General features: G+C 57.8%; 19 protein-coding genes. 12 read left to right on the top strand and 7 right to left on the bottom strand.

The genetic code is table 11. From position 1 onward, the window contains the following. Window positions 1-118: 118 nt before the first annotated feature. The 4 genes from PMI36_RS09115 to PMI36_RS09125 all read left to right on the top strand — a co-directional run bounded on the left by PMI36_RS09115 (window position 119) and on the right by PMI36_RS09125 (window position 4,845). Entirely contained in the window at window positions 119-754 is a 636-nt protein-coding gene (locus PMI36_RS09115; protein ID WP_008073690.1) for an RluA family pseudouridine synthase, read from the top strand. Between the two features lie 210 nt (window positions 755-964). Continuing rightward, entirely contained in the window at window positions 965-2,254 is a 1,290-nt protein-coding gene (locus PMI36_RS09120) for a M18 family aminopeptidase (RefSeq protein WP_008073688.1), read from the top strand. A 206-nt stretch (window positions 2,255-2,460) separates the two neighbouring features. Then, a complete protein-coding gene (locus PMI36_RS31735) occupies window positions 2,461-2,637 on the top strand; it encodes a hypothetical protein (RefSeq protein ID WP_007898847.1) in 177 nt (58 codons plus the stop codon). Window positions 2,638-2,709: 72 nt separating this feature from the next. Beyond that, window positions 2,710-4,845 (top strand): mechanosensitive ion channel family protein, encoded by a 2,136-nt coding sequence (locus tag PMI36_RS09125; RefSeq protein ID WP_008073687.1) that lies wholly within the window; start codon window positions 2,710-2,712, stop codon window positions 4,843-4,845. A 219-nt stretch (window positions 4,846-5,064) separates the two neighbouring features. Here PMI36_RS09125 and PMI36_RS09130 read toward each other — a convergent pair whose 3' ends face one another. Beyond that, a complete protein-coding gene (locus PMI36_RS09130; RefSeq protein ID WP_007898856.1) occupies window positions 5,065-5,778 on the bottom strand; it encodes a UTRA domain-containing protein in 714 nt (237 codons plus the stop codon). A gap of 350 nt (window positions 5,779-6,128) precedes the next feature. On the opposite strand from PMI36_RS09130, the gene PMI36_RS09135 reads away from it, so the two are divergent. From PMI36_RS09135 to PMI36_RS09160, 6 genes are all read left to right on the top strand, one after another. Continuing rightward, the gene (locus tag PMI36_RS09135) at window positions 6,129-7,193 is read left to right on the top strand and encodes an ABC transporter substrate-binding protein (protein ID WP_008073686.1); all 1,065 of its coding nucleotides are present in this window, start codon (window positions 6,129-6,131) and stop codon (window positions 7,191-7,193) included. Window positions 7,194-7,371: 178 nt separating this feature from the next. Continuing rightward, complete coding sequence (locus tag PMI36_RS09140; protein WP_007898860.1) at window positions 7,372-8,178, top strand: alkaline phosphatase family protein; 807 nt, start codon at window positions 7,372-7,374, stop codon at window positions 8,176-8,178. A gap of 5 nt (window positions 8,179-8,183) precedes the next feature. Next, window positions 8,184-9,020 (top strand): ABC transporter permease, encoded by an 837-nt coding sequence (locus tag PMI36_RS09145; protein ID WP_162130634.1) that lies wholly within the window; start codon window positions 8,184-8,186, stop codon window positions 9,018-9,020. Beyond that, the gene (locus tag PMI36_RS09150) at window positions 9,007-9,807 is read left to right on the top strand and encodes an ABC transporter permease (RefSeq protein WP_008073685.1); all 801 of its coding nucleotides are present in this window, start codon (window positions 9,007-9,009) and stop codon (window positions 9,805-9,807) included. Before PMI36_RS09145 ends, PMI36_RS09150 begins: the two co-directional genes overlap by 14 nt. Continuing rightward, window positions 9,804-10,793: an ABC transporter ATP-binding protein gene (locus PMI36_RS09155; RefSeq protein WP_008005678.1), complete on the top strand. Its 990-nt coding sequence runs from the start codon at window positions 9,804-9,806 to the stop codon at window positions 10,791-10,793. The genes PMI36_RS09150 and PMI36_RS09155 overlap by 4 nt, the downstream gene beginning before the upstream one ends. Before the next feature lie 112 nt (window positions 10,794-10,905). Next, window positions 10,906-11,559 carry an HAD family hydrolase gene (locus PMI36_RS09160; RefSeq protein ID WP_008073684.1) on the top strand — a complete coding sequence of 218 codons (654 nt, stop codon included), beginning with the start codon at window positions 10,906-10,908 and terminating at the stop codon, window positions 11,557-11,559. 113 nt (window positions 11,560-11,672) lie between these two features. On the opposite strand, the gene PMI36_RS09165 is transcribed toward PMI36_RS09160, so the two are convergent. Beyond that, window positions 11,673-12,635 (bottom strand): zinc-binding dehydrogenase, encoded by a 963-nt coding sequence (locus PMI36_RS09165; protein ID WP_008073683.1) that lies wholly within the window; start codon window positions 12,633-12,635, stop codon window positions 11,673-11,675. 138 nt (window positions 12,636-12,773) lie between these two features. Between PMI36_RS09165 and PMI36_RS09170 the strand changes: the two genes are divergently transcribed. Together PMI36_RS09170 and PMI36_RS09175 are read left to right on the top strand one after the other, a co-directional pair. Further along, window positions 12,774-14,855 carry a carboxy terminal-processing peptidase gene (locus tag PMI36_RS09170; protein ID WP_162130633.1) on the top strand — a complete coding sequence of 694 codons (2,082 nt, stop codon included), beginning with the start codon at window positions 12,774-12,776 and terminating at the stop codon, window positions 14,853-14,855. Between the two features lie 134 nt (window positions 14,856-14,989). Then, complete coding sequence (locus PMI36_RS09175) at window positions 14,990-16,780, top strand: bifunctional diguanylate cyclase/phosphodiesterase (protein ID WP_008073681.1); 1,791 nt, start codon at window positions 14,990-14,992, stop codon at window positions 16,778-16,780. Window positions 16,781-16,882: 102 nt separating this feature from the next. Here PMI36_RS09175 and PMI36_RS09180 read toward each other — a convergent pair whose 3' ends face one another. The 5 genes from PMI36_RS09180 to PMI36_RS09195 form a co-directional block, all read right to left on the bottom strand. Further along, entirely contained in the window at window positions 16,883-17,206 is a 324-nt protein-coding gene (locus tag PMI36_RS09180; protein WP_008073680.1) for a hypothetical protein, read from the bottom strand. Window positions 17,207-17,822: 616 nt separating this feature from the next. Further along, entirely contained in the window at window positions 17,823-18,197 is a 375-nt protein-coding gene (locus PMI36_RS09185; protein ID WP_008073679.1) for a hypothetical protein, read from the bottom strand. Window positions 18,198-18,527: 330 nt separating this feature from the next. Next, window positions 18,528-18,812, bottom strand: a complete 285-nt coding sequence (locus PMI36_RS0129745) for a hypothetical protein (protein ID WP_008073676.1) — start codon at window positions 18,810-18,812, stop codon at window positions 18,528-18,530. A 202-nt stretch (window positions 18,813-19,014) separates the two neighbouring features. After that, on the bottom strand, window positions 19,015-19,434 hold the full coding sequence (locus tag PMI36_RS09190; RefSeq protein ID WP_008073674.1) for a DUF6896 domain-containing protein: 420 nt from the start codon (window positions 19,432-19,434) through the stop codon (window positions 19,015-19,017). Next, on the bottom strand, window positions 19,431-21,278 hold a 1,848-nt coding region (locus PMI36_RS09195), incomplete at its 5' end, for an RHS repeat-associated core domain-containing protein (RefSeq protein ID WP_008073673.1). The genes PMI36_RS09195 and PMI36_RS09190, both read right to left, overlap by 4 nt.

The raw sequence follows: 21,278 nt of genomic DNA, 5'->3' as shown, positions 1-21,278 counted from the left end.
GCTGCGATCTTTTGATCTTGTTTTAAAAGCAAAATCAAAAGATCGCAGCCTGCGGCAGCTCCTACATTGGGCATTTTGGTTCTGAGCCGCCGTTGGCGTTTGTTACGAGGCTGTTTTAATGCCGTTGTCCAACATCCGCATCATTCATCAGGACGCCGCCGTACTGGTGGTGAACAAACCGACCCTGTTGCTCTCCGTCCCCGGCCGGGCCGATGACAACAAGGACTGCCTGATTACGCGCCTGCAAGAAAACGGCTACCCGGAAGCACGAATCGTCCATCGGCTGGACTGGGAAACGTCCGGTATCATTCTGTTGGCCCGTGACCCGGACACTCATCGCGAGCTGTCTCGGCAATTTCACGACCGCGAAACCGAAAAAGCCTACACCGCCCTGTGCTGGGGACAACCGGAACTGGACAGCGGCAGCATCGACCTGCCCCTGCGCTACGACCCTCCAACCAAGCCACGCCACGTGGTGGACCACGAATTCGGCAAGCATGCCCTGACGTTCTGGCGTGTGCTGGAGCGTTGTGGCGACTGGTGCCGCGTCGAACTGACGCCGATCACCGGCCGCTCTCACCAGTTGCGCGTGCATATGCTCTCGATAGGTCACCCGCTGTTAGGTGACGGACTCTATGCCCATGAACAGGCACTGGCTGCCTGGCCACGCTTGTGCCTGCACGCGAGCATGCTCAGCTTCACTCATCCCCAGACCGGCGAACGCCTGCGCTTTGAGTGCCCTGCACCGTTCTAAGGCCAATGAGCAACCTGTGGGAGCGGGCTTGCTCGCGAAGAGGGAGTGCCAGTCAACATCTATGTCGCCTGATACACCGCTTTCGCGAGCAAGCCCGCTCCCACAAGGAGATCTCTGGCAGGCACAGATTCGAGTGCAACCCAGCAGCAGTCCACCGCCAATTCGGTGACCAATACGTTAAACTGGCGCCACTGCTGTCTGGAGCTTCTTATGCGCGAAGAGTTGAACCAAGGCCTGATCGACTTCCTCAAGGCCTCCCCTACCCCGTTCCATGCCACCGCCAGCCTTGTTCAGCGTCTGGAAGCGGCCGGTTATATGCGCCTCGACGAGCGCGAGCCGTGGACCACTGAAGCCAATGGTCGTTACTACGTCACCCGTAACGACTCTTCGATCGTCGCGTTCAAAATGGGTCGTCATTCGCCCTTGCACGGCGGCATCCGACTGGTCGGCGCGCACACTGACAGCCCGTGCCTGCGGGTCAAACCCCAGCCGGAACTGCAACGCCAGGGCTTCTGGCAACTGGGTGTCGAAGTCTATGGCGGTGCACTGCTGGCACCGTGGTTCGACCGTGATCTGTCTCTGGCCGGTCGCGTAACCTTCCGCCGCGACGGCAAGGTCGAGAGCCAGTTGATCGACTTCAAGGCACCTATCGCGATCATTCCGAACCTGGCCATTCACCTCAACCGTGAAGCCAACATGGGCTGGGCGATCAACGCCCAGACCGAACTGCCGCCGATCCTCGCGCAATTCGCCGGTGACGAGCGCGTGGACTTCCGCGCCGTGCTCACCGATCAACTGGCCCGCGAACACGGCCTGAACGCTGACGTGGTACTCGATTACGAGCTGAGCTTCTACGACACCCAAAGCGCAGCGGTCATTGGCCTGCATGGCGATTTCATTGCGGGTGCGCGCCTCGATAACTTGCTGTCGTGCTACGCCGGCCTGCAAGCTTTGCTGACGACCGAAACCGACGAAACCTGCGTGCTGGTCTGCAACGATCACGAAGAAGTCGGTTCCTGCTCCGCCTGTGGCGCCGACGGTCCGATGCTTGAGCAAACCCTGCGTCGTCTGTTGCCCGAAGGGGATGAATTCGTACGGACCATTCAGAAATCCCTGCTGGTTTCGGCCGACAACGCCCACGGCGTGCATCCGAACTATGCGGACAAGCACGACGCCAACCACGGCCCGAAACTCAACGCCGGCCCGGTGATCAAGGTCAACAGCAACCAGCGCTACGCCACCAACAGCGAAACCGCCGGGTTCTTCCGCCATTTGTGCATGGCCGAAGAAGTACCGGTGCAGAGCTTCGTGGTACGCAGCGACATGGGCTGCGGCTCTACCATCGGCCCGATCACCGCCAGCCACCTGGGCGTGCGCACCGTGGACATCGGTTTGCCGACGTTCGCCATGCACTCGATCCGTGAGTTGTGCGGCAGCCATGACCTGGCGCATCTGGTCAAAGTGCTGAGCGCGTTTTACACCTGCCGCGAATTGCCGTAGTCCGAGCGAATCGCAACCTGTGGGAGCGGGCTTGCTCGCGAAGGCGGTGTGTCAGTCGACATTAATGTTACCTGACACACCGCCTTCGCGAGCAAGCCCGCTCCCACACGGATTGCGCTGCTTCTGACTCACTTCCGCCCCACACACCTCCGCTCGTCCGAAAGCCGCCTAGACTTGCAGTACCCCTCTCCGACAAGGCTGTCACCATGATCTCGTTGTCTTCGTTCCACGCCATGCTGATCCCGATTCTTTCCGGGATGATCATGCTGGCCATCGGCTTCAACTTTCGCGACAAGAACGCCGGTGTGTTCGCGATGTGGGTTGGCATGCTGATGATCCTCGCCACTGTGATCTACAAGATCCTCGCCAAACTCAACGAATAAATCCTCGCGCCTGGCTCGCATTGATTTTGACGGGCTCGTACACTCGGCCGATTCGCTCATCCGAGGTTGACCGTGTTCGCTCGTCTTTTTGCCCTGCCATGTTTGCTCCTTGCCTGCCTGATGACACTGCTGCCGATGGCGCCTGCCCAAGCGGTCAGTTTGCCGGGGTTGCTCAATGGCTCGGCGAAAACCCAGCCGCAAGCACAAGAGCCGTTGGGGCAATCGCTGGACGAAGTCATCAAGTCCCTGGAAAACGATCAGCAGCGCACCCAGCTACTGACGGACCTGAAAAAACTTCGCGACGTCACCCAAAAGGCTCAGCCGACCACTGAACAAGGCGTGCTGGGGCTGATCGGCGGCACTCTGGCCGGTCTCGAAAAGCAATTTTCCGGCGCCGACAGTCCACTTAATCGCTGGTCCGAAGAAGTCGATCTGGCCAAGGATGAACTGGCGGCGCTGATGCTGCCGGCCAATGAATGGCTGCCGATCATCTTTGCTTTCGCTGTAATCCTGATGGTCTGGAGCCTGCTGGCCGCCGCCCTGATCTGGCTCGGCCACCGGGTACGCATGCGCTTTGGCCTCACCGAAGAACTGCCACAACACCCGAAGGCGCTGGACATGCTGCGCTTCGCCTTGCGCAAACTCGGACCGTGGTTGATTGCCTTGGTCATGACGGTTTACATGACCTACGCCCTGCCTTCGTCATTGGGCAAAAGCCTGGCCATGGTGTTGGCCTATGCGCTGGTGGTCGGTACCTGTTTCTCGGCGATCTGCGTGATCGCGTTTTCCGTGCTGGATGGTCCGCATCGCCACCGTGCCTTGTACATCCTGCGGCATCAGGCCTTCCGCCCGTTGTGGCTGATCGGCAGTTTCGCTGCCTTCGGTGAAGCCCTGAACGATCCGCGTCTGGTTGAAAGCCTCGGCAGTCACCTGGCTCACACAGCAGCGACGTTCGCCAATGTGTTGGCGGCGATCTCCACCGGTTTTTTCGTTCTGCGTTTCCGTCGGCCCATCGCGCACTTGATCCGCAACCAACCGCTATCCCGGCGCCTGACTCGCCGGGCCTTGAGCGACACGATCGAAATCCTCGGCACCTTTTGGTACCTGCCAGCGCTGGTGCTGGTGGGCATCTCGCTGTTCGCCACCTTCGTCTCCGCCGGCGACACCAGCACGGCCTTGCGTCAGTCACTGATCTGTACCGTGCTGCTGGTGTTGTGCATGGTCATCAATGGGCTGGTGCGCCGCCATTCACTCAAACCGCAACGCAGCGTGAAGCGCCACGCGCTGTATTCGGATCGCCTGAAAAGCTTCTTCTACACCCTCGCCCATCTGCTGGTGTGGCTGGCATTCATCGAACTCGGCCTGCGCGTCTGGGGAATGTCGCTGATCCGCTTCACCGAAGGCGAAGGCCATGAGGTCAGCGTCAAACTGTTCAGCCTCGGTGGCACGCTGATTTTTGCCTGGCTGATCTGGATCCTCAGTGACACCGCCGTGCATCACGCCCTCACCCGCTCGCGCAAAGGCCTGGCCAATGCCCGTGCACAGACGATGATGCCGCTGATTCGCAACGTGCTGTTCGTGGCGATTTTCATCATCGCGCTGATCGTCGCGCTGGCGAACATGGGCATGAACGTCACGCCGTTGCTGGCCGGTGCCGGTGTGATCGGTCTGGCCATCGGTTTCGGTGCACAATCATTGGTGGCCGACCTGATCACCGGTTTGTTCATCATCATCGAAGACTCCCTGGCCATCGACGACTACGTGGACGTCGGCGGCCACTTGGGCACGGTCGAAGGCTTGACCATCCGCACCGTGCGCCTGCGGGACATTGACGGCATCGTTCACACCATTCCGTTCAGCGAAATCAAAAGCATCAAGAACTACTCCCGGGAATTCGGTTACGCGATCTTCCGGGTGGCGGTACCCTCCAACATGGACATCGACGAAGCGATCAAACTGATGCGCGAAGTCGGCCAGAAAATGCGCACCGACCCGCTGCAACGGCGAAACATCTGGTCGCCGCTGGAGATTCAGGGGGTAGAAAGTTTCGAATCCGGCAACGCGATTCTTCGCGCACGCTTCAAGACCGCGCCAATCAAGCAGTGGGAAGTTTCCCGGGCGTTCAACCTGTCGTTAAAGCGCCATCTGGATGAAGCCGGGCTGGATCTGGCGACGCCGCGGATGAGTGTGCAAGTCGCCAAGGAATAAAATCCCTTGCAGGAGCGAGGCTTGCCCGCGAAGACGGACTTACATTCAACCTCACTGCCTTTGTAGGAGCTGCCGCAGGCTGCGATCTTTTGATGTTGATCTTCGGGCGTCTTCAAATGCGTTGAAAATCAAGATCAAAAGATCGCAGCCTTCGGCAGCTCCTACAGTGGGGGAATCGTGTACGCAGATGAAGCACGGTTGGATGCCAGGTCGCGTTCCCTACACCACATCCACCCCGACATGAATCGCATCATGGCGCCAAAATTCGAGGTCGCAATCGATCAACCGTTCGTGCTGGTCGTAATTGACCCGGGCAATCCGCAACCCCGGGCTGCCCACCGACACCCGTAAAGCCGCCGCGGCGTCCACCGACAACGCCGTCGGCACAATCTCGAAACGCACCCGCCCGTAGTGCAAGTCGTAATGCCGTGCATACAGTTCGGTCATCGACTGATTCAGATCGAAGTCCAGAATCCCGGGGAAAAACTGCGGGTTCAGGTAATGCTCCACATACAACACCAATCGCCCGTCAATCCGTCTTGAGCGGCAGATCTGGATCACGCTCGACAGCGCCGGCAACTGCAACCAGGCACACACCGCCGCTGATGCCGGTTGCAAGCGCGCCGAGATCACTTCGGTGGACGGCACCCGCCCCTGCGCACTGACCATCGCGTGGAAGTGACTACGCTGCATCAGGTTATAAGCCAGTCGCGGTGGCGACACGAACCAGCCGCGTCGTTCCTCGCGATAAATCTGGCCCTGAGCCTCCAACTGCAATAAAGCCTCACGCACGGTGATCCGCGTGGTACCGAACAACTCACTGAGCTTGCGCTCTGCCGGCAACTTGCTCCCGGGCGCCAACAGACCGTGGTCAAGCTGTTCTTGCAGAACCTGCCCGATGGCTGTCACCGCTTTGGTGGTCTCGATGCGCATCAACGTTACCTATCTGGACTAGACCAGCACTGATTCAGGGCAGAACCGTGATTCAAATCGGTTCCTTCAACTGCCTGCAAGCCTAGGCACTGCATATGACTGACAGATGACAAAGCCGCCGAACGGTTGCGCCAGACACCTGCAATTTTATGGCCAAGTCCCTTTCATATCAGCTCCTTAGCCATGGTCTACGCTTATCTCGCACCCCGCGTATCCGAGCGCAGAAAATTCAGGCCGACCGGTCGTCGACATCAAAATGTCATCCAACCCGCCTAAATTGGCTCAGGTATTGCTGACCTAGACCAACACAACCGCAATCGCAGCGTTGAAAACGCCCAAAGGAGCTTCGGATGAAACAGTTTTTCCTGGCATCACTGTTAGGCTCGACCATTGCCCTGTGCACCTCCGCCATGGCGGCGGATGATCTGAAAACCCTGGAAGCCGCTGCGAAAGCGGAAGGCGCAGTCAACAGCGTCGGCATGCCCGATGACTGGGCCAACTGGAAAGGCACCTGGGAAGACCTGGCCAAGAAATATGGCCTGAAACACATCGACACCGACATGAGCTCGGCTCAGGAAATCGCCAAGTTCGCCGCCGAAAAAGATAACGCCACAGCCGACATCGGCGACGTCGGTGCCGCCTTCGGCCCGATCTCGGTCAAGCAGGGCGTGGTGCAACCTTATAAGCCAACTACCTGGGAACAGATTCCCGACTGGGCCAAGGACAAGGACGGTAACTGGGCGCTGGCCTACACCGGCACCATCGCGTTCATCGTCAACAAAAAACTGCTGCACGGTTCCGAAGCGCCAACCAAATGGGCTGACCTCAAGACCGGCAAATACAAAGTCTCCATCGGTGACGTCAGCACTGCCGCTCAAGCGGCCAACGGTGTACTGGCCGCCGCCCTCGCCAATGGCGGTGACGAGAAAAACATTCAGCCAGCCCTGTTGCTGTTCGCGGACATCGCCAAGCAAGGCCGCCTGTCCATGGCCAACCCGACGATCGCCACCATGGAAAAGGGTGAAATCGAAGTCGGCGTGGTCTGGGACTTCAACGGTCTGAGCTACAAGGCCAAGATGGCGAATCCGGATGACTACATCGTGCTGATTCCATCCGACGGCTCGGTGATTTCCGGTTACACCACCATCATCAACAAATACGCGAAGAACCCGAACGCCGCCAAGCTGACCCGCGAATACATCTTCAGCGATGCCGGCCAAATCAACCTGGCGAAAGGCAACGCCCGTCCGATCCGCGCCGAGCACATCAAACTGCCGGAAGACGTGAAGTCCAAGCTGCTGCCTAACGAGCAGTACAAAAAGGTTACGCCGATCAAAGACGCCGACGCGTGGGAAAAGACCTCCAAGGCGCTGCCGCAGAAGTGGCAGGAAGAAGTCATCATCAACATGCCGTAACACGGTAGATCCCCATCCGGGGATCTGATGGAGATCCATGTGGGAGCGGGCTTGCTCGCGAAGGCGGACTTACATTCAACACCTTTGTTGACTGACCCGCCGCTTTCGCGAGCAAGCCCGCTCCCACAGGGGATTGGTTGCGTATTTGAATCATCTGTTTTGCGGAGTCCCAGCCCCTATGAAGCACAACGTCATCCTTGTCGTGCTCGACGGCCTCAATTACGAAGTCGCGCGCCACGCCATGGGGCATCTGCAGGCTTACGTTGGCGCAGGACGCGCGGCACTCTACAAACTGGAGTGCGAACTGCCGGCCCTGTCCCGACCGCTTTATGAATGCATCCTGACCGGCGTTACGCCGATCGACAGCGGCATCGTTCACAACAACGTCTCGCGCCTGTCCAACCAGCGCAGCATCTACCATTACGCCACCGACGCCGGCCTGAAAACCGCAGCCGCGGCCTATCACTGGGTCAGCGAGTTGTATAACCGTTCGCCGTTCATGGCCGCCCGGGATCGTCATACCGATGACCCCAAACTGCCGATCCAGCACGGTCACTTCTACTGGAACGACCACTACCCCGACTCGCACCTGTTCGCCGACGCGGAACACCTGCGCCTGCGCCACGCGCCGAACTTTTTATTGGTCCACCCCATGAACATCGACGACGCCGGGCACAAGCACGGCCTCGACACCTCGCAGTACCGCAACAGCGCTCGCTCAGCCGACATCATCCTCGCCGATTACCTGCAAGGCTGGCTCGACGCCGGTTACCAGGTGCTGGTGACGGCTGACCACGGCATGAACAACGACCGCTCGCACAACGGCCTGTTGCCCGAAGAACGCGAAGTGCCGTTGTTCGTCCTCGGCGATGCCTTCAGCTTCAACCAAAACGCCGCGCCGAAACAGACCGAAATCTGCGGCACCGTCTGCGAACTGCTGGGCGTGCCCCACGACAAACCTGTGTGCCGGGAGCTGCTCAAGTGAACGCCATGACCCGCGGTAAATGGCTGGCCGCTTTATGCCTGGTGCCCTTCGCGATTTTCTTCTTTGTGTTCCAGATCGCCCCGCTGCTCTGGGTAATGATCAACAGCCTGGAATCGGAAGAGTTCGGCTGGGGCCTGGCCAACTTCAGCAAAATCTTCAATTCGAAGTTCTATCTGCAGGCGATCCAGTACAGCCTCGAGATCAGTTTCTGGTCCAGCGTGTTCGGCATCATCATCGCCGTACTCGGCGCCTACTCCTTGCGCCGGGTCGACTCGAAACTGCGCAACTTCGTCAACGCCTTCGCCAACATGACCAGCAACTTCGCCGGCGTGCCCCTGGCCTTCGCGTTCATCATTTTGCTGGGGTTCAACGGCAGCATCACCATTATGCTCAAACAGGCCGGGATCATTCAGGACTTCAACCTGTACTCGAAAACCGGTCTGATCATCCTCTACACCTACTTCCAGATTCCCCTGGGCGTGTTGCTGCTCTACCCGGCTTTCGACGCCTTGCGCGAAGACTGGCGTGAGTCCGCCGCGTTGCTCGGTGCCAACGGCTGGCAATTCTGGCGACACATCGGTTTACCGGTACTGACCCCGGCGCTGCTGGGCACATTCGTAATCCTGCTGGCCAACGCCCTCGGCGCGTATGCCACGGTCTACGCCCTGACCACCGGCAACTTCAACGTGCTGCCGATCCGCATCGCAGCAATGGTCTCCGGCGACATTTCCCTGGACCCGAACCTGGCCAGCGCCTTGGCCGTGGTGCTGGTGGCGTTGATGACCTTGGTGACTATCGTGCATCAGCTGCTGTTGAAGAGGAGCTACCATGTCTCGCGCTGAACTGGGCCCCGTCGGTATCTACCACCGGGTGGTGGTGTATTTGTTGTTTGCCATTCTGCTGTTGCCGCTGCTTGGAACATTGATCTACTCGATCTCCAGCAGTTGGTCCGCGACGATCATGCCCAGCGGTTTTACCTTCAAGTGGTACCTCCAGCTTTGGAGCGATCCGCGCTTTCTCGACGCGTTCGGCCAGTCGTTACTGGTCTGCGTGGGCTCGCTGATTCTGTCGGTGGTGCTGATTCTGCCGCTGCTGTTCGTGGTGCATTACCACTTCCCGAAACTCGACGCTTTGATGAATATCCTGATCCTGCTGCCCTTCGCGGTACCGCCGGTGGTGTCGTCGGTGGGGTTGTTGCAGCTCTATGGCTCGGGGCCGTTCGCGATGGTCGGCACGCCGTGGATTCTGATTGGTTGCTACTTCACCGTGGCGCTGCCGTTCATGTACCGGGCGATCACCAACAACCTGCAAGCGATCAACCTGCGCGACCTGATGGACTCCGCGCAACTGCTCGGCGCCAGCACTTGGCAAGCGGCATTCCTGGTGGTGCTACCGAACCTGCGCAAGGGTCTGATGGTGGCATTGTTGCTGTCGTTCTCGTTTCTGTTCGGTGAGTTCGTGTTCGCCAACATCCTCGTCGGCACCCGCTATGAAACCCTGCAGGTCTACCTCAACAACATGCGTAACAGCAGCGGCCACTTCACCAGCGCGCTGGTGATTTCCTACTTCTTCTTTGTGCTGGTTCTGACCTGGGCGGCCAATATCTTGAACAAGGACAAAAGCGAATGAGCTATGTCAGCGTCCAACACCTTCAGAAAAATTATTCTGGAACTACCGTATTCAGCGATATCAACTGCGAAATCAAGAAAGGCGAATTCGTCACGCTTCTTGGCCCGTCCGGTTGCGGCAAGTCCACCCTGTTGCGTTGCATCGCCGGCCTGACCTCGGTAGACGGCGGCAAGATCCTGCTGGAAGGTCAGGACCTCGTCCCGCTGAGCCCGCAGAAACGCGGGATCGGCATGGTGTTCCAGAGTTACGCACTGTTCCCGAACATGACCGTGGAGCAAAACGTCGCCTTTGGCTTGCGCATGCAGAAGGTCAACGCCGACGACAGCCAAAAACGCGTCGCCGAAGTGTTGCAACTGGTGGAACTCAATGATTTTGCCGCCCGCTACCCGCATCAACTGTCCGGCGGCCAGTGTCAGCGTGTCGCCCTGGCTCGCTCGCTGGTGACCCGGCCTCGGTTGTTGTTGCTGGATGAGCCGCTGTCTGCGCTAGACGCGCGGATTCGCAAGCACCTGCGCGAGCAGATCCGTCAGATCCAGCGCGAACTGGGTCTGACCACGATCTTCGTCACTCACGATCAGGAAGAAGCCCTGACCATGTCTGACCGAATCTTCCTGATGAATCAGGGAAAGATCGTACAGAGCGGCGATGCCGAAACCCTCTACACCGCGCCAGTCGATGTGTTTGCCGCAGGCTTCATCGGCAACTACAACCTGCTGGATGCCGACAGCGCCAGCAAACTGCTGCAACGACCGATCACCCATCGCCTCGCCATTCGCCCGGAAGCTATTGAACTGAGCCTGAACGGCGAACTCGACGCGCAGATCCGCAGCCACAGCCTGTTGGGCAACGTGATTCGCTATCGGGTCGAAGCCCGGGGCGTGGAATTGGTGGTGGATGTGCTGAACCGTTCGGCGGCCGACCTGCATCCCGATGGTCAGCGTCTGGCGCTTTCCATCGATCCGACGGCCCTGTGTGAGGTCGCTTGAAAGCAGCGGCAAGCTACAAGCCATAAGCTTCAAGTTGTAGACTGCTGATCACCAAAATCCACTTCTTGCAGCTTGAAGCTTGAAGCTTGCAGCTGTTCTCAGAGAGAACCCGATGGCCCTGGCAATTTTTGATCTGGACGAAACCCTGATCCACGGCGACTGCGCCACCCTTTGGAGCGAGCAAATGGGTCGCCTGGGCTGGGTCGATCCTGAGTCGTTCATGCGTCAGAACAACGAACTGATGGACGCTTACAGCCACGGCAAGTTGCGTATGGAGGAGTACATGACCTTCAGCCTGGAGCCGATGATCGGGCGCACACCGGAAGAAGTCGACCATCTGGTCGGGCCTTGGGTGGAAGACTTCATCGAGCCGATCATCTTCAGCGACGCCACCAAAGCCATCGCCGCCCACCGCAAGGCTGGCGACCGGATCCTGGTGATCTCGGCCTCGGGCACGCATCTGGTCAAGCCGATTGCCGACCGCTTGGGCATCGACGAGATTCTCGGCATCGAGCTGGAAGTGGCACACGGGGTGTATAGCGGCAATACCGTTGGCACGTTGACCTACCGCGAAGGCAAGATCACCCGGTTGCTGGAATGGCTGGATGCGGAGGAGGAAAACCTGGAAGGCGCGAGTTTCTATTCAGATTCACGCAATGACTTGCCGCTGCTGCTGAAAGTGGACTTTCCGCATGTGGTGAATCCGGATCCGGTGCTACTCGAACACGCCGAAAAGGCCGGCTGGCCAATCCATATCTGGAAGTAAAAGCAAAAGATCGCAGCCTCGCTTCGCTCGACAGCTCCTACAAATGGATTGTTTACACCTGTAGGAGCTGTCGAGCGAAGCGAGGCTGCGATCTTTTGGCTGCCAACCCGATTTCAGGTCAGGCTTTCGTCGATCACCAACACCAACTTCCCCGACACCTTATTCGTCGCCAGCTCCGCAAATGCCGCTTCGGCATCCTTGATTGCAAATGTCCTGGCCAGTTGCGGGCTCAAACGCCCTTCGGCAAACAGCGGCCAGACATGCTGGCCGAGATCGCTGAACAAATCGGCCTTGAACTGCTCATCGCGGTTGCGCAAGGTTGAACCCAGCAGTTGCACACGTTTGGCCAGTACCTGCGCCAGATCCAGCTGCGCCTCGCGACCGCCCATCAATCCGATCAGCACCCAACGACCATCGCGAGCCAGCAGCTTGAGGTTCAACGCCGCATAGTTACCACCCACCGGGTCGAGGATCACGTCGAACGGCGCGAGATCATTCAAGCTATCCAGATCGCCATTGCGCACTACGCCACCCTGTGCGCCCAACGCTTCGCAGTAAGCCAGACGCTCGGCAGAGCCGACGCTAACCCAGCACGGGTTACCAAATGCCTTGCACAGCTGAATGGCAGCTGAACCGATTCCACTGGCGCCGGCGTGCAGGAGAACTTTCTCACCCGGTTTGAGCGCAGCCAGTTGAAACAAATTCAGCCAAACAGTCGCATACACTTCCGGCAATGCCGCCGCCTCGGTCAGGGACAAACCTTCGGGAACCGGCAACACATGCCGTCCGTCGACAACTACCTCTTCGGCCATCCCGCCCCCGGCCAGCAAGGCGCAAACCCGATCACCGACCTGCCAGGAAGAGCCCGGACCGACCTCGCTGATCACCCCCGAACACTCAAGACCCAGTACTTGACTGGCCCCCGGCGGTGGCGGATAAAGTCCTGCTTTCTGTAACAAATCAGCGCGATTGAGTCCTGCTGCCGCCACCCGGATGCGAACTTGTCCTACATCGCACGTAGGACTCGGCTCTTCAACCCACTCCACTCGCCCCTCAACGCCTTGCAATGCTTTCACAGTGCCTCCATAGTGAGTCTGGACTGAGCCCGAAGCTGTAGCGCCGGGCTTTTTGCATTATGCGACCGGTCCTTGTGGATCCGGCGACTTCAAAGACGGCCTAATATGCGTTATCAATTGTCCCTGCGTCGAATCAGCATGAAGCATCTGCTCCCCAGCACCGCCCTCGCTCTTGTCATTGGTCTCGGTCTTTTGCCGATGTCGAGCAATTCGTTCGCAGCCAACAGCTGGGACAAGCTTCAGCCCGATCGTGACGAAGTAATCGCCAGTCTGAACGTCGTCGAATTGCTCAAGCGTCACCATTACAGCAAACCACCGCTCGACGATGCACGCTCCGTGATCATCTACGACAGCTATATCAAGCTGCTGGATCCATCGCGTAGCTATTTCATGGCCAGCGATATTGCCGAATTCGACAAATGGAAAACCCAGTTTGACGACTTCCTCAAAAGCGGCGACCTGAACGCCGGGTTCACCATCTACAAGCGCTACCTGGACCGCGTCAAGGCGCGTCTGGACTTTGCCCTTGCCGAGCTGAACAAGGGCGTCGACAAGATCGACTTCACCGCCAAGGAAACCTTGCTGGTCGATCGCAAGGATGCCCCTTGGCTCAAGACCACCGCCGAGCTGGACGACCTGTGGCGCAAACGCGTCAAGGACGAAGTGCTGCGGATGAAGATCTCCGGCAAAGAGTCGAAGCAGATTCAGGAAACCCTGACCAAGCGTTACAAGAATCAGCTGTCGCGTCTGGACCAGACCCGTGCGGAAGACATCTTCCAGGCGTACATCAATACCTTCGCCATGTCCTACGACCCGCACACCAACTATCTGTCGCCGGATAACGCGGAAAACTTCGACATCAACATGAGCCTGTCCCTGGAGGGCATCGGCGCCGTGTTGCAGAGCGATAACGATCAAGTGAAAGTCGTACGCCTGGTGCCTGCCGGCCCGGCCGACAAGACCAAGCAGGTTGCACCGGCCGACAAGATCATCGGCGTGGCCCAGGGCAACAAAGAGATGGTCGACGTGGTCGGCTGGCGTCTGGACGAAGTGGTCAAACTGATTCGTGGCCCCAAAGGCACCGTGGTGCGCCTGGAAGTGATTCCGGCCAGCAACGCGCCGAACGACCAGACCACCAAAATCGTGCCGATTACCCGCGAAGCGGTGAAGCTCGAAGATCAGGCGGTGAAGAAGTCGGTCCTCAACCTCAAGCAGGATGGCAAGGACTACAAACTCGGCGTCATCGAGATCCCGGCCTTCTACCTGGACTTCAAGGCCTTCCGTGCCGGTGATCCGGACTACAAGAGCACCACCCGCGACGTCAAGAAGCTGCTGACCGAGCTGCAGAAAGACAAGGTCGACGGCGTGGTCATCGACCTGCGCAACAACGGCGGCGGCTCCTTGCAGGAAGCCACCGAGCTGACCAGTCTGTTCATCGACAAAGGTCCGACCGTACTGGTGCGTAACGCCGACGGCCGGGTCGATGTGCTGGAAGATGAAAACCCGGGCGCGTTCTACAAAGGCCCGATGGTGTTGCTGGTCAACCGTTTGTCCGCCTCGGCTTCGGAGATTTTCGCCGGCGCCATGCAGGACTACCACCGCGCGCTGATCATCGGCGGCCAGACCTTCGGCAAAGGCACCGTGCAGACCATTCAGCCGCTGAACCATGGCGAACTGAAACTGACCCTGGCCAAGTTCTACCGGGTTTCCGGCCAGAGCACCCAGCATCAGGGCGTGCTGCCGGACATCGATTACCCATCGATCATCGACACCAAGGAAATCGGCGAAAGCGCCCTGCCGGAAGCCATGCCGTGGGACACCATTCGTGCGGCCATCAAGCCTGCGCTTGACCCGTTCAAACCGTACATCACGCAGCTCAAGTCCGAGCATGACGTACGCACGGCCAAAGACGCGGAGTTCGTGTTCATCCGCGACAAACTGGCCCTGGCGCAGAAGTTGATGAGCGAAAAAACCGTCAGCCTCAATGAAGCCGAGCGTCGTGCACAACATGCCGATATCGAAGCCAAGCAACTGGCCATGGAAAACATCCGTCGCAAGGCCAAGGGCGAAGAACCGCTCAAAGAGCTGAAGAAAGAAGACGAAGATGCCCTCGCGGGTGAGCCGGACAAGACCAAGCCAGAAGACGATGCTTATCTGAGCGAGACGGGGCGGATTCTGCTGGATTACTTGAAACTCAACACCGCGGTTGCCAAGCACTAAGAGGCTACAACCAAGATGATGGCAATTTAATGCTGACGCCCTCCGGAGCGTCATCAAACAGACATCATTCTGTCGTGAAATAAAGGACTGGGTGCACCTTGCACCCGGTCCTTTTTTTATCGCCAGAGAACGCCATGACCACGACCGAACAGCTGAGTGCCTTGAGCTCAATATTGACTCAAAGCGGTTTGCACAGCCTGTTCCAGCCGATCATTTCCCTCTCTGAACGACGTATCGTTGGCTACGAAGCCCTCAGCCGCGGCCCCTCCAACAGTCCGCTCCACTCCCCTGTTGCCCTGTTCGCGGTAGCTCGCCAGGCCGGTCGCCTCAGCGAACTGGAGATCGCTTGCCGTCAAAGTGCTTGCCGACGCTTCAATGAACAGCAACTGCCCGGCAAACTCTTCCTCAACGTATCCCCGGAATCCCTGCTCGAAGCCGCCCACCAACCCGGACGCACTTTGCAACTGTTGCAGGATTTCGGCATCCCACCGAGCCAGGTGGTCATTGAACTCACCGAACAGACCCCGACCGACGATTTCCAGCTGCTGCAAAACGCCCTGCATCACTATCGGGCAATGGGCTTTTCCATTGCACTGGATGATCTGGGTGCGGGGTATTCAAGCTTGCGCCTCTGGTCTGAATTGCGCCCGGATTACGTCAAGATCGATCGGCACTTTATCGACGGCATTCACCAGGACGCGCTCAAGCGTGAATTCGTTGGCTCGATCCTGCAGATCGCCAAGGCTTCCCGGGCAAAAGTGATCGCAGAAGGCATCGAATTGCCGGAAGAACTGGCGGTGTTGACCGAAATGGGCGTTGATCTGCTGCAAGGTTATCTGCTCTGCCGGCCCCAGGAGCATCCGCCTCGCGATGCCCGAACCTTGATGCCCAAACCAAACAGCATCGCCGCGATACTGAACGAGGAAGTCAGTGACCTCAGCGCCCTGCTCAACGACCAGCCGGCGGTGACCAGCGACACCCCGACCGCCACCGTGCTGGAAGCCTTCCGCCGCCAGGCCAACCTGAACTCCCTGGCGGTGCTCGACAAACAGAGCCAGCCCTGTGGCATCGTCCACCGCCATTCGCTCTCGGACGCCTTGCTCAAGCCCTTCGCCACTGACCTGTTTGCCCGCAAGCCGATCAGTCGCTTGATGAGCGACGACTTCCTCGCTGTGGAGTTGAGCCAGTCGCTGCAACAGGTCAGTCGCTTGATCACCAGCCGCGCCCGCCAGCGCATCGAAGAAGACTTCATCATCACCCTCAACGGCAGCTATTTGGGGCTGGGCCGAGTGATCGACGTGCTCAAGCTGATTACCGAACTGAAAATCCAGCAAGCCCGCTACGCCAACCCGCTGACCCTGCTGCCGGGCAATGTACCGATCCAGCAATGCCTGACACGGCTGCTGCAACAGGAACGGGAATCGGTGATCTGCTACGTGGACATCGACAGCTTCAAACCCTTCAACGACATCTACGGCTACGGTCGCGGCGATGAAGTCCTACTGTGTCTGGCGCAATGCCTGAACGACCGCATCGACCCATCTCGCGATTTCGTCGGCCATATCGGCGGCGACGACTTCCTGCTGGTGCTCGGCCCGGAAGACTGGCGCAAACGCCTGAACCAATTGCTGGACGACTTCCACAGCCAATGCCGACGCTTTTACCGCAGCGAACACCTGGAAGCCGGCTGCTTCATCGCACCCAACCGCCAAGGCGTAAGACAGGAATTTCCGCTGCTGTCCCTGTCCATCGGCGTGGTGCATTTGCATCCACAGGCCTGCGGACAACTCGATGCGAGCCAGTTGGCAGAGATGGCATCACAGGCCAAGCATCACGCGAAGAATGTGCCGGGGTATAGCGTGCATGTGATTGATAGCCTGGCGGTACCAACAGTCGAGGAAGCGTTGGTTGCCGGGCATCGGTGATTGTGGCGAGGAAGCTTGCTCCCGCTGGACTGCGCAGCAGTCCCCTTTTGGGGCCGCTTCGCGACCCAGCGGGAGCAAGCTCCCTCGCCACAGTGCTCGACGCTATTCCGACGGCATTGCCCGCAACCGCCGCCCAATCACATCCAGCACATCACAGCCATCGCGTAGTGGAATGGCGCAGAGCAAGGCAAAGTCGCTGAGTATCGTCGAATCACACTCGACGGAGCCGCGCATGGACAGGTTTTCGAGCACCTGCGTTACAGCACGAATCCGGTAGCTGGCGGCCTCGGTCAAAATATCGAGCGGCGCGTGGGTATCGACGAACAGCGTGGGCATGTCGTTGCAGTTGCTGGTGAGCGCCATGAAGCGGCTTTTGGGGTGGGGAATTGGTTTTTCGTAGGGTGGATCAGGATGAAGTGTTGGCATTTGAAACCTTCCGATGAAAGTGGGAGCTGCCAAAAGCCTTCCTACAGGCTTGGGTGGCAGCTATGCGCGGGGTAGGAATACCGAGCATCGGAAACTCGACCACGCAGAAGCGTGCCCGCGCACAGCCGCCGTAACGGATCTTACGGACGCCCATTGACGGCCGCAAATCAGGTTTCGACGCTTGCGCATTACCGATGCAAATACAGGGTTCCTACACCCCACCACTGAATTTTCAGTGACCATCAAAGGCTATCGGGTGAACTCATCTCGCACCAGTTCATGCAAACCGCTACAACTTGAAGGAAATCTCCGATGAATCTACACGGCAATAAACGCGCGAGACTTTGCGGGGGATCAATCAGGAAAGAAGTCGGGAAAGGATGATGTTGCTGTAGGGCAATTCGCTAAAAAGCGATCAACTAAATTACCAAGCAGGCAAAAACGCAAACGTGGCGGGAGGTTTCCCTCACGCCACGTTCGTTTGTCAGACATGCAATGGGTTAATTTACATTTGTGTCATTCGCAATATCCACAAACGACACAATACCTGTAGGAGCGAGGCTTGCCCGCGAAGAGGCCCGCTCAGGCACCACAAATTTCCAGGACTAATCCGTCACTAGACATCGCCCGAAGGTCGAGCCCGCAACCGCCGCCCCATCACATCCAGCACATCCAGCACATCCAGCACATCCAGCACATCCAGCACATCCAGCACATCACAACCATCGCGCAGTGGGATGGCGCAGAGCAAGGCAAAGTCGCTGAGTATCGTCGAATCGCATTCGACTGAGCCGCGCATGGACAGGTTCTCAAGCACCTGGGTGACGGCACGAATTCGATAGCTGGCAGCGTCATACAAAACATCGAGCGGCGCATGGGTATCGACGAACAGCGTGGGCATGTCGTTGCAGTTGCTGGTGAGTGCCATGAAGCGGTTTTTGGGGTGGGGAATTGGTTTTTCGCAGGGTGGATCAGGGGTAATTGCTGTCATTGTTTGATTCCTAACGTATGGATTGGAGCCGCCAGAAATCACTTCCACGCAATAGGTGGCGGCTGCACGCAGGTGTGGAAGACCAGGACGTTAGGCACCTGGCGCACTCGAAAGCGCCCCGCGCACAGCCACCATAAAACACAGACGATAAAAAACGCCGAACTGGTGGCGCTTGATGCGCCTAACGATAGAAGGGCTTCCACGCCCTGTCACTGAATTTGCAGTGACAACCCCAAGACTATCGATGGAGCGTATCGCGCACCAGTTCATGCAAACCGCTACAACTTGAAGGAAACTTCCGATGATCTCGCCCGGAAATTTCTCACCCCATCAGAAGGCCACATCAATCCGGCCCACTGTTACCTTTACGAATTTTTCATTGAGATATGGAAATTCGCAGTGAATTTCTTGTTCCGGAAAATCAATAAAAGATCGGAATACACTTCCATCCAAACACCCATAAAGAACATATGAAAACCCGTCACCAATCATTTCGACCTGCATACTCGTTTCTTGTGCCACGACAACAAAATCACGATCTGGCAAAACCAGAACGAATTCCACTTCATACTGCTTTCCCACTTCAACTATAAAAGACAGCAGCTCGCAAAGCATTTGAGCTTGAGACCTTCGATGAGCAGTACGACCTCCTCCTCAACAACTTCGTCAATTGCAATTACTAGTGCCACATACTTCTTGATAAAGGTGTAACAGCCTCCACAAACATCTGTGACACCTCTGTACCTGCCGCTCCAACAGACTTAAACTCTAAAATATTTCCAAAGTCAATTATCTAAAGCTGCGAGGAAAAGCGACCTTACCATCGTAGTTTATTTTTGAAATACAGACTCGACAAAGAGCCAGAAACCCTCTCAACCTTACCAAGTCTTATATATTCTTTGAAGTCGCGCTCTAATACGCTCTGATCTGTATATTTCGGATACAGACTGGGAACCTCGCACGCATACACATAAAGTCTCCATATATCAAACCCATCAACCCTTTCGTCAGGTCCATAATCGAAGTCGACGCACACTTCCGGAAAACTCACCCTACAACCGACCCCATGCAACTCATAACTAACACCATCTGTAACTATACCTCGCTGTGGGATTTCATTTAACCGCCAAAGCCGAAGAATACATTTTCTACCAAATTTTTTCTCAAGCAAGTCTGTAGCTCTATCGACTTGAATTAAAAAATCATCAACCAAACACTCCAGATCCTTATTCTTCATCTTCTTGGCCTCATCAATCTGTCATGCCCCACGCTATCAGCGGACTCCATTACTTCATCCAAGGCATTAAAAGCACCGTGATGACCAACGAGATCCTTTATCAATACGATGGTAACTTTTGTGTGAGTTCGTCTGGCCGCAGAAGCTCTATGATGTCCATCGACTATATAGCGACTGCCATTATGCTCCACAACATCAATCGGCCAATCATCGTCATACCCATTTTTTTGCATTTTGCTGGCGATTGCTTCTACTTGTTTCGCGGAAGCTTTACCCTCTATCGCATGAGTTCTTTTTAGACTGTTTGGATCAACATCACGGATCACAGAAGGCAGACGAGGCTCACCTTCGTCAATTACCGCCTTGCCGGTCGGATCTTGCTCTCCAAACGACGGTTTCTCACATCCATTCCCCCCGGGGCAGGTGCTCAACCCCAACGGATCAACCCACCCCGTCGGATTCGGCGTGTACTGGTACTGGTTCAGCCCGCCCGCCAATTTGATCGGATCCGGCGTCAGGTACCGGCCGACCTCCGGATTGTAGTAGCGATGCCGGTTGTAGTGCAGGCCGCTCTCGGCGTCGAAGTACTGCCCCTGGAAACGTAGCGGTTGCTCGAACTGCTCGCCCCCGCCGAACTCTAGGCGCGTGACCTTGCCGTAGGCGTTGTACCTCGCCGACCACACGATCTCGCCACCAAAATCGGTCAGTTCCTGCGGTGTACCGAGGTGATCGAGTTGGTAGTAGAACGGGCAGGCCTTTTTCGGGCCTTTGCCGTCGAGCATCGCCAGTGGACGGAAGCTACCCGGTTCGTAGACGTAGCTGCGGTAATGCTCGCGGCTGCTTTCGGCAATGAGGTTGTCGCCCTGCCAGAAAAACTCGGTGGTTTTACCGTCGACGGTTTTGGCAATGCGGCGGCTGAAGGCGTCGTAGCGGTAGCTTGAACAACGACCGTCCGGGGTCGTGACGCCGATCAGCCGATGCTGACAGTCGTAGCGGTATTCGGTGGCTAGTTTGTGCGCGGTACCGCGGCGTTCGCGGATCAGGTTGCCGAAGGCGTCGTAGTCGTAATGGCGGTCACCCTGCATCAACAGGCGATTGCCTTTGACGGTCGTCGGGCCGGGGCGGTCCTGCATCAGCAGGTTGCCGGCCGGGTCGTGGGCGTAGCTTTCCGGCGGTTGGTCGCGGGAGTGGCGCACGCGAATCAGGCGGTTGAGCGGGTCGTATTGGTAGTTGCGCTGGCCGTGGCGGGTGTCGGCGATGTGATCGAGATTGCCGTTGAGGCTGTAGGCATAGTCGCGGCGGTACAGGTTTTTTTGCTGTTGGCTGACGGCGTGGGCCTTCAAACGGCCCTGATCGTCGTAGGCATATTCGCTGAGCAGCAATCCCTGCTGGCGTTGCTGCTCGCGGCCGAGTGCAAACTGATGGGTGGTGAGTCGGGCGCCATTCAGGTCGATGGCCGTCAGCGCCCCGCCCTTGGCGTGCTGGTAGTCGAGTTTGCTGCCGTCCGGCAAGCGCAGGCGGTTGAGTCGGCCGCAGGCGTCGTAGGCATAACGCAGCGTGCCCCAGCCCTGGTGCTCGGTGATCAGCCGGTCCTGCTGGTCGTACTCGAATTCCAGCGGGTGATCGTGGCCGTCGTCGACGCCGATCAGTCGGGCAAGGCTGTCATAGCGATATTCGACCTGGATGCCATCGGGCAACGTTTTGACCAGCAAGCGCCCGGCCGAATCCCGTTGATAACCGGTAACCAGTTGCGAACCGTCATCGCCAAACTCGATTTTCTCCAGCAACTGCCCGTTGAGGTCGTAGGCGTAGGCGGTGCGCTGGCCGTCGAAGCCGGTTTCCTG

It is taken from the genome of Pseudomonas sp. GM79, assembly GCF_000282495.1.
Classification (GTDB): Bacteria; Pseudomonadota; Gammaproteobacteria; order Pseudomonadales; family Pseudomonadaceae; genus Aquipseudomonas.
The sequence above is the reverse complement of the archived record's forward strand: the minus strand, read 5'-3'. Positions and strand labels throughout refer to the sequence as shown.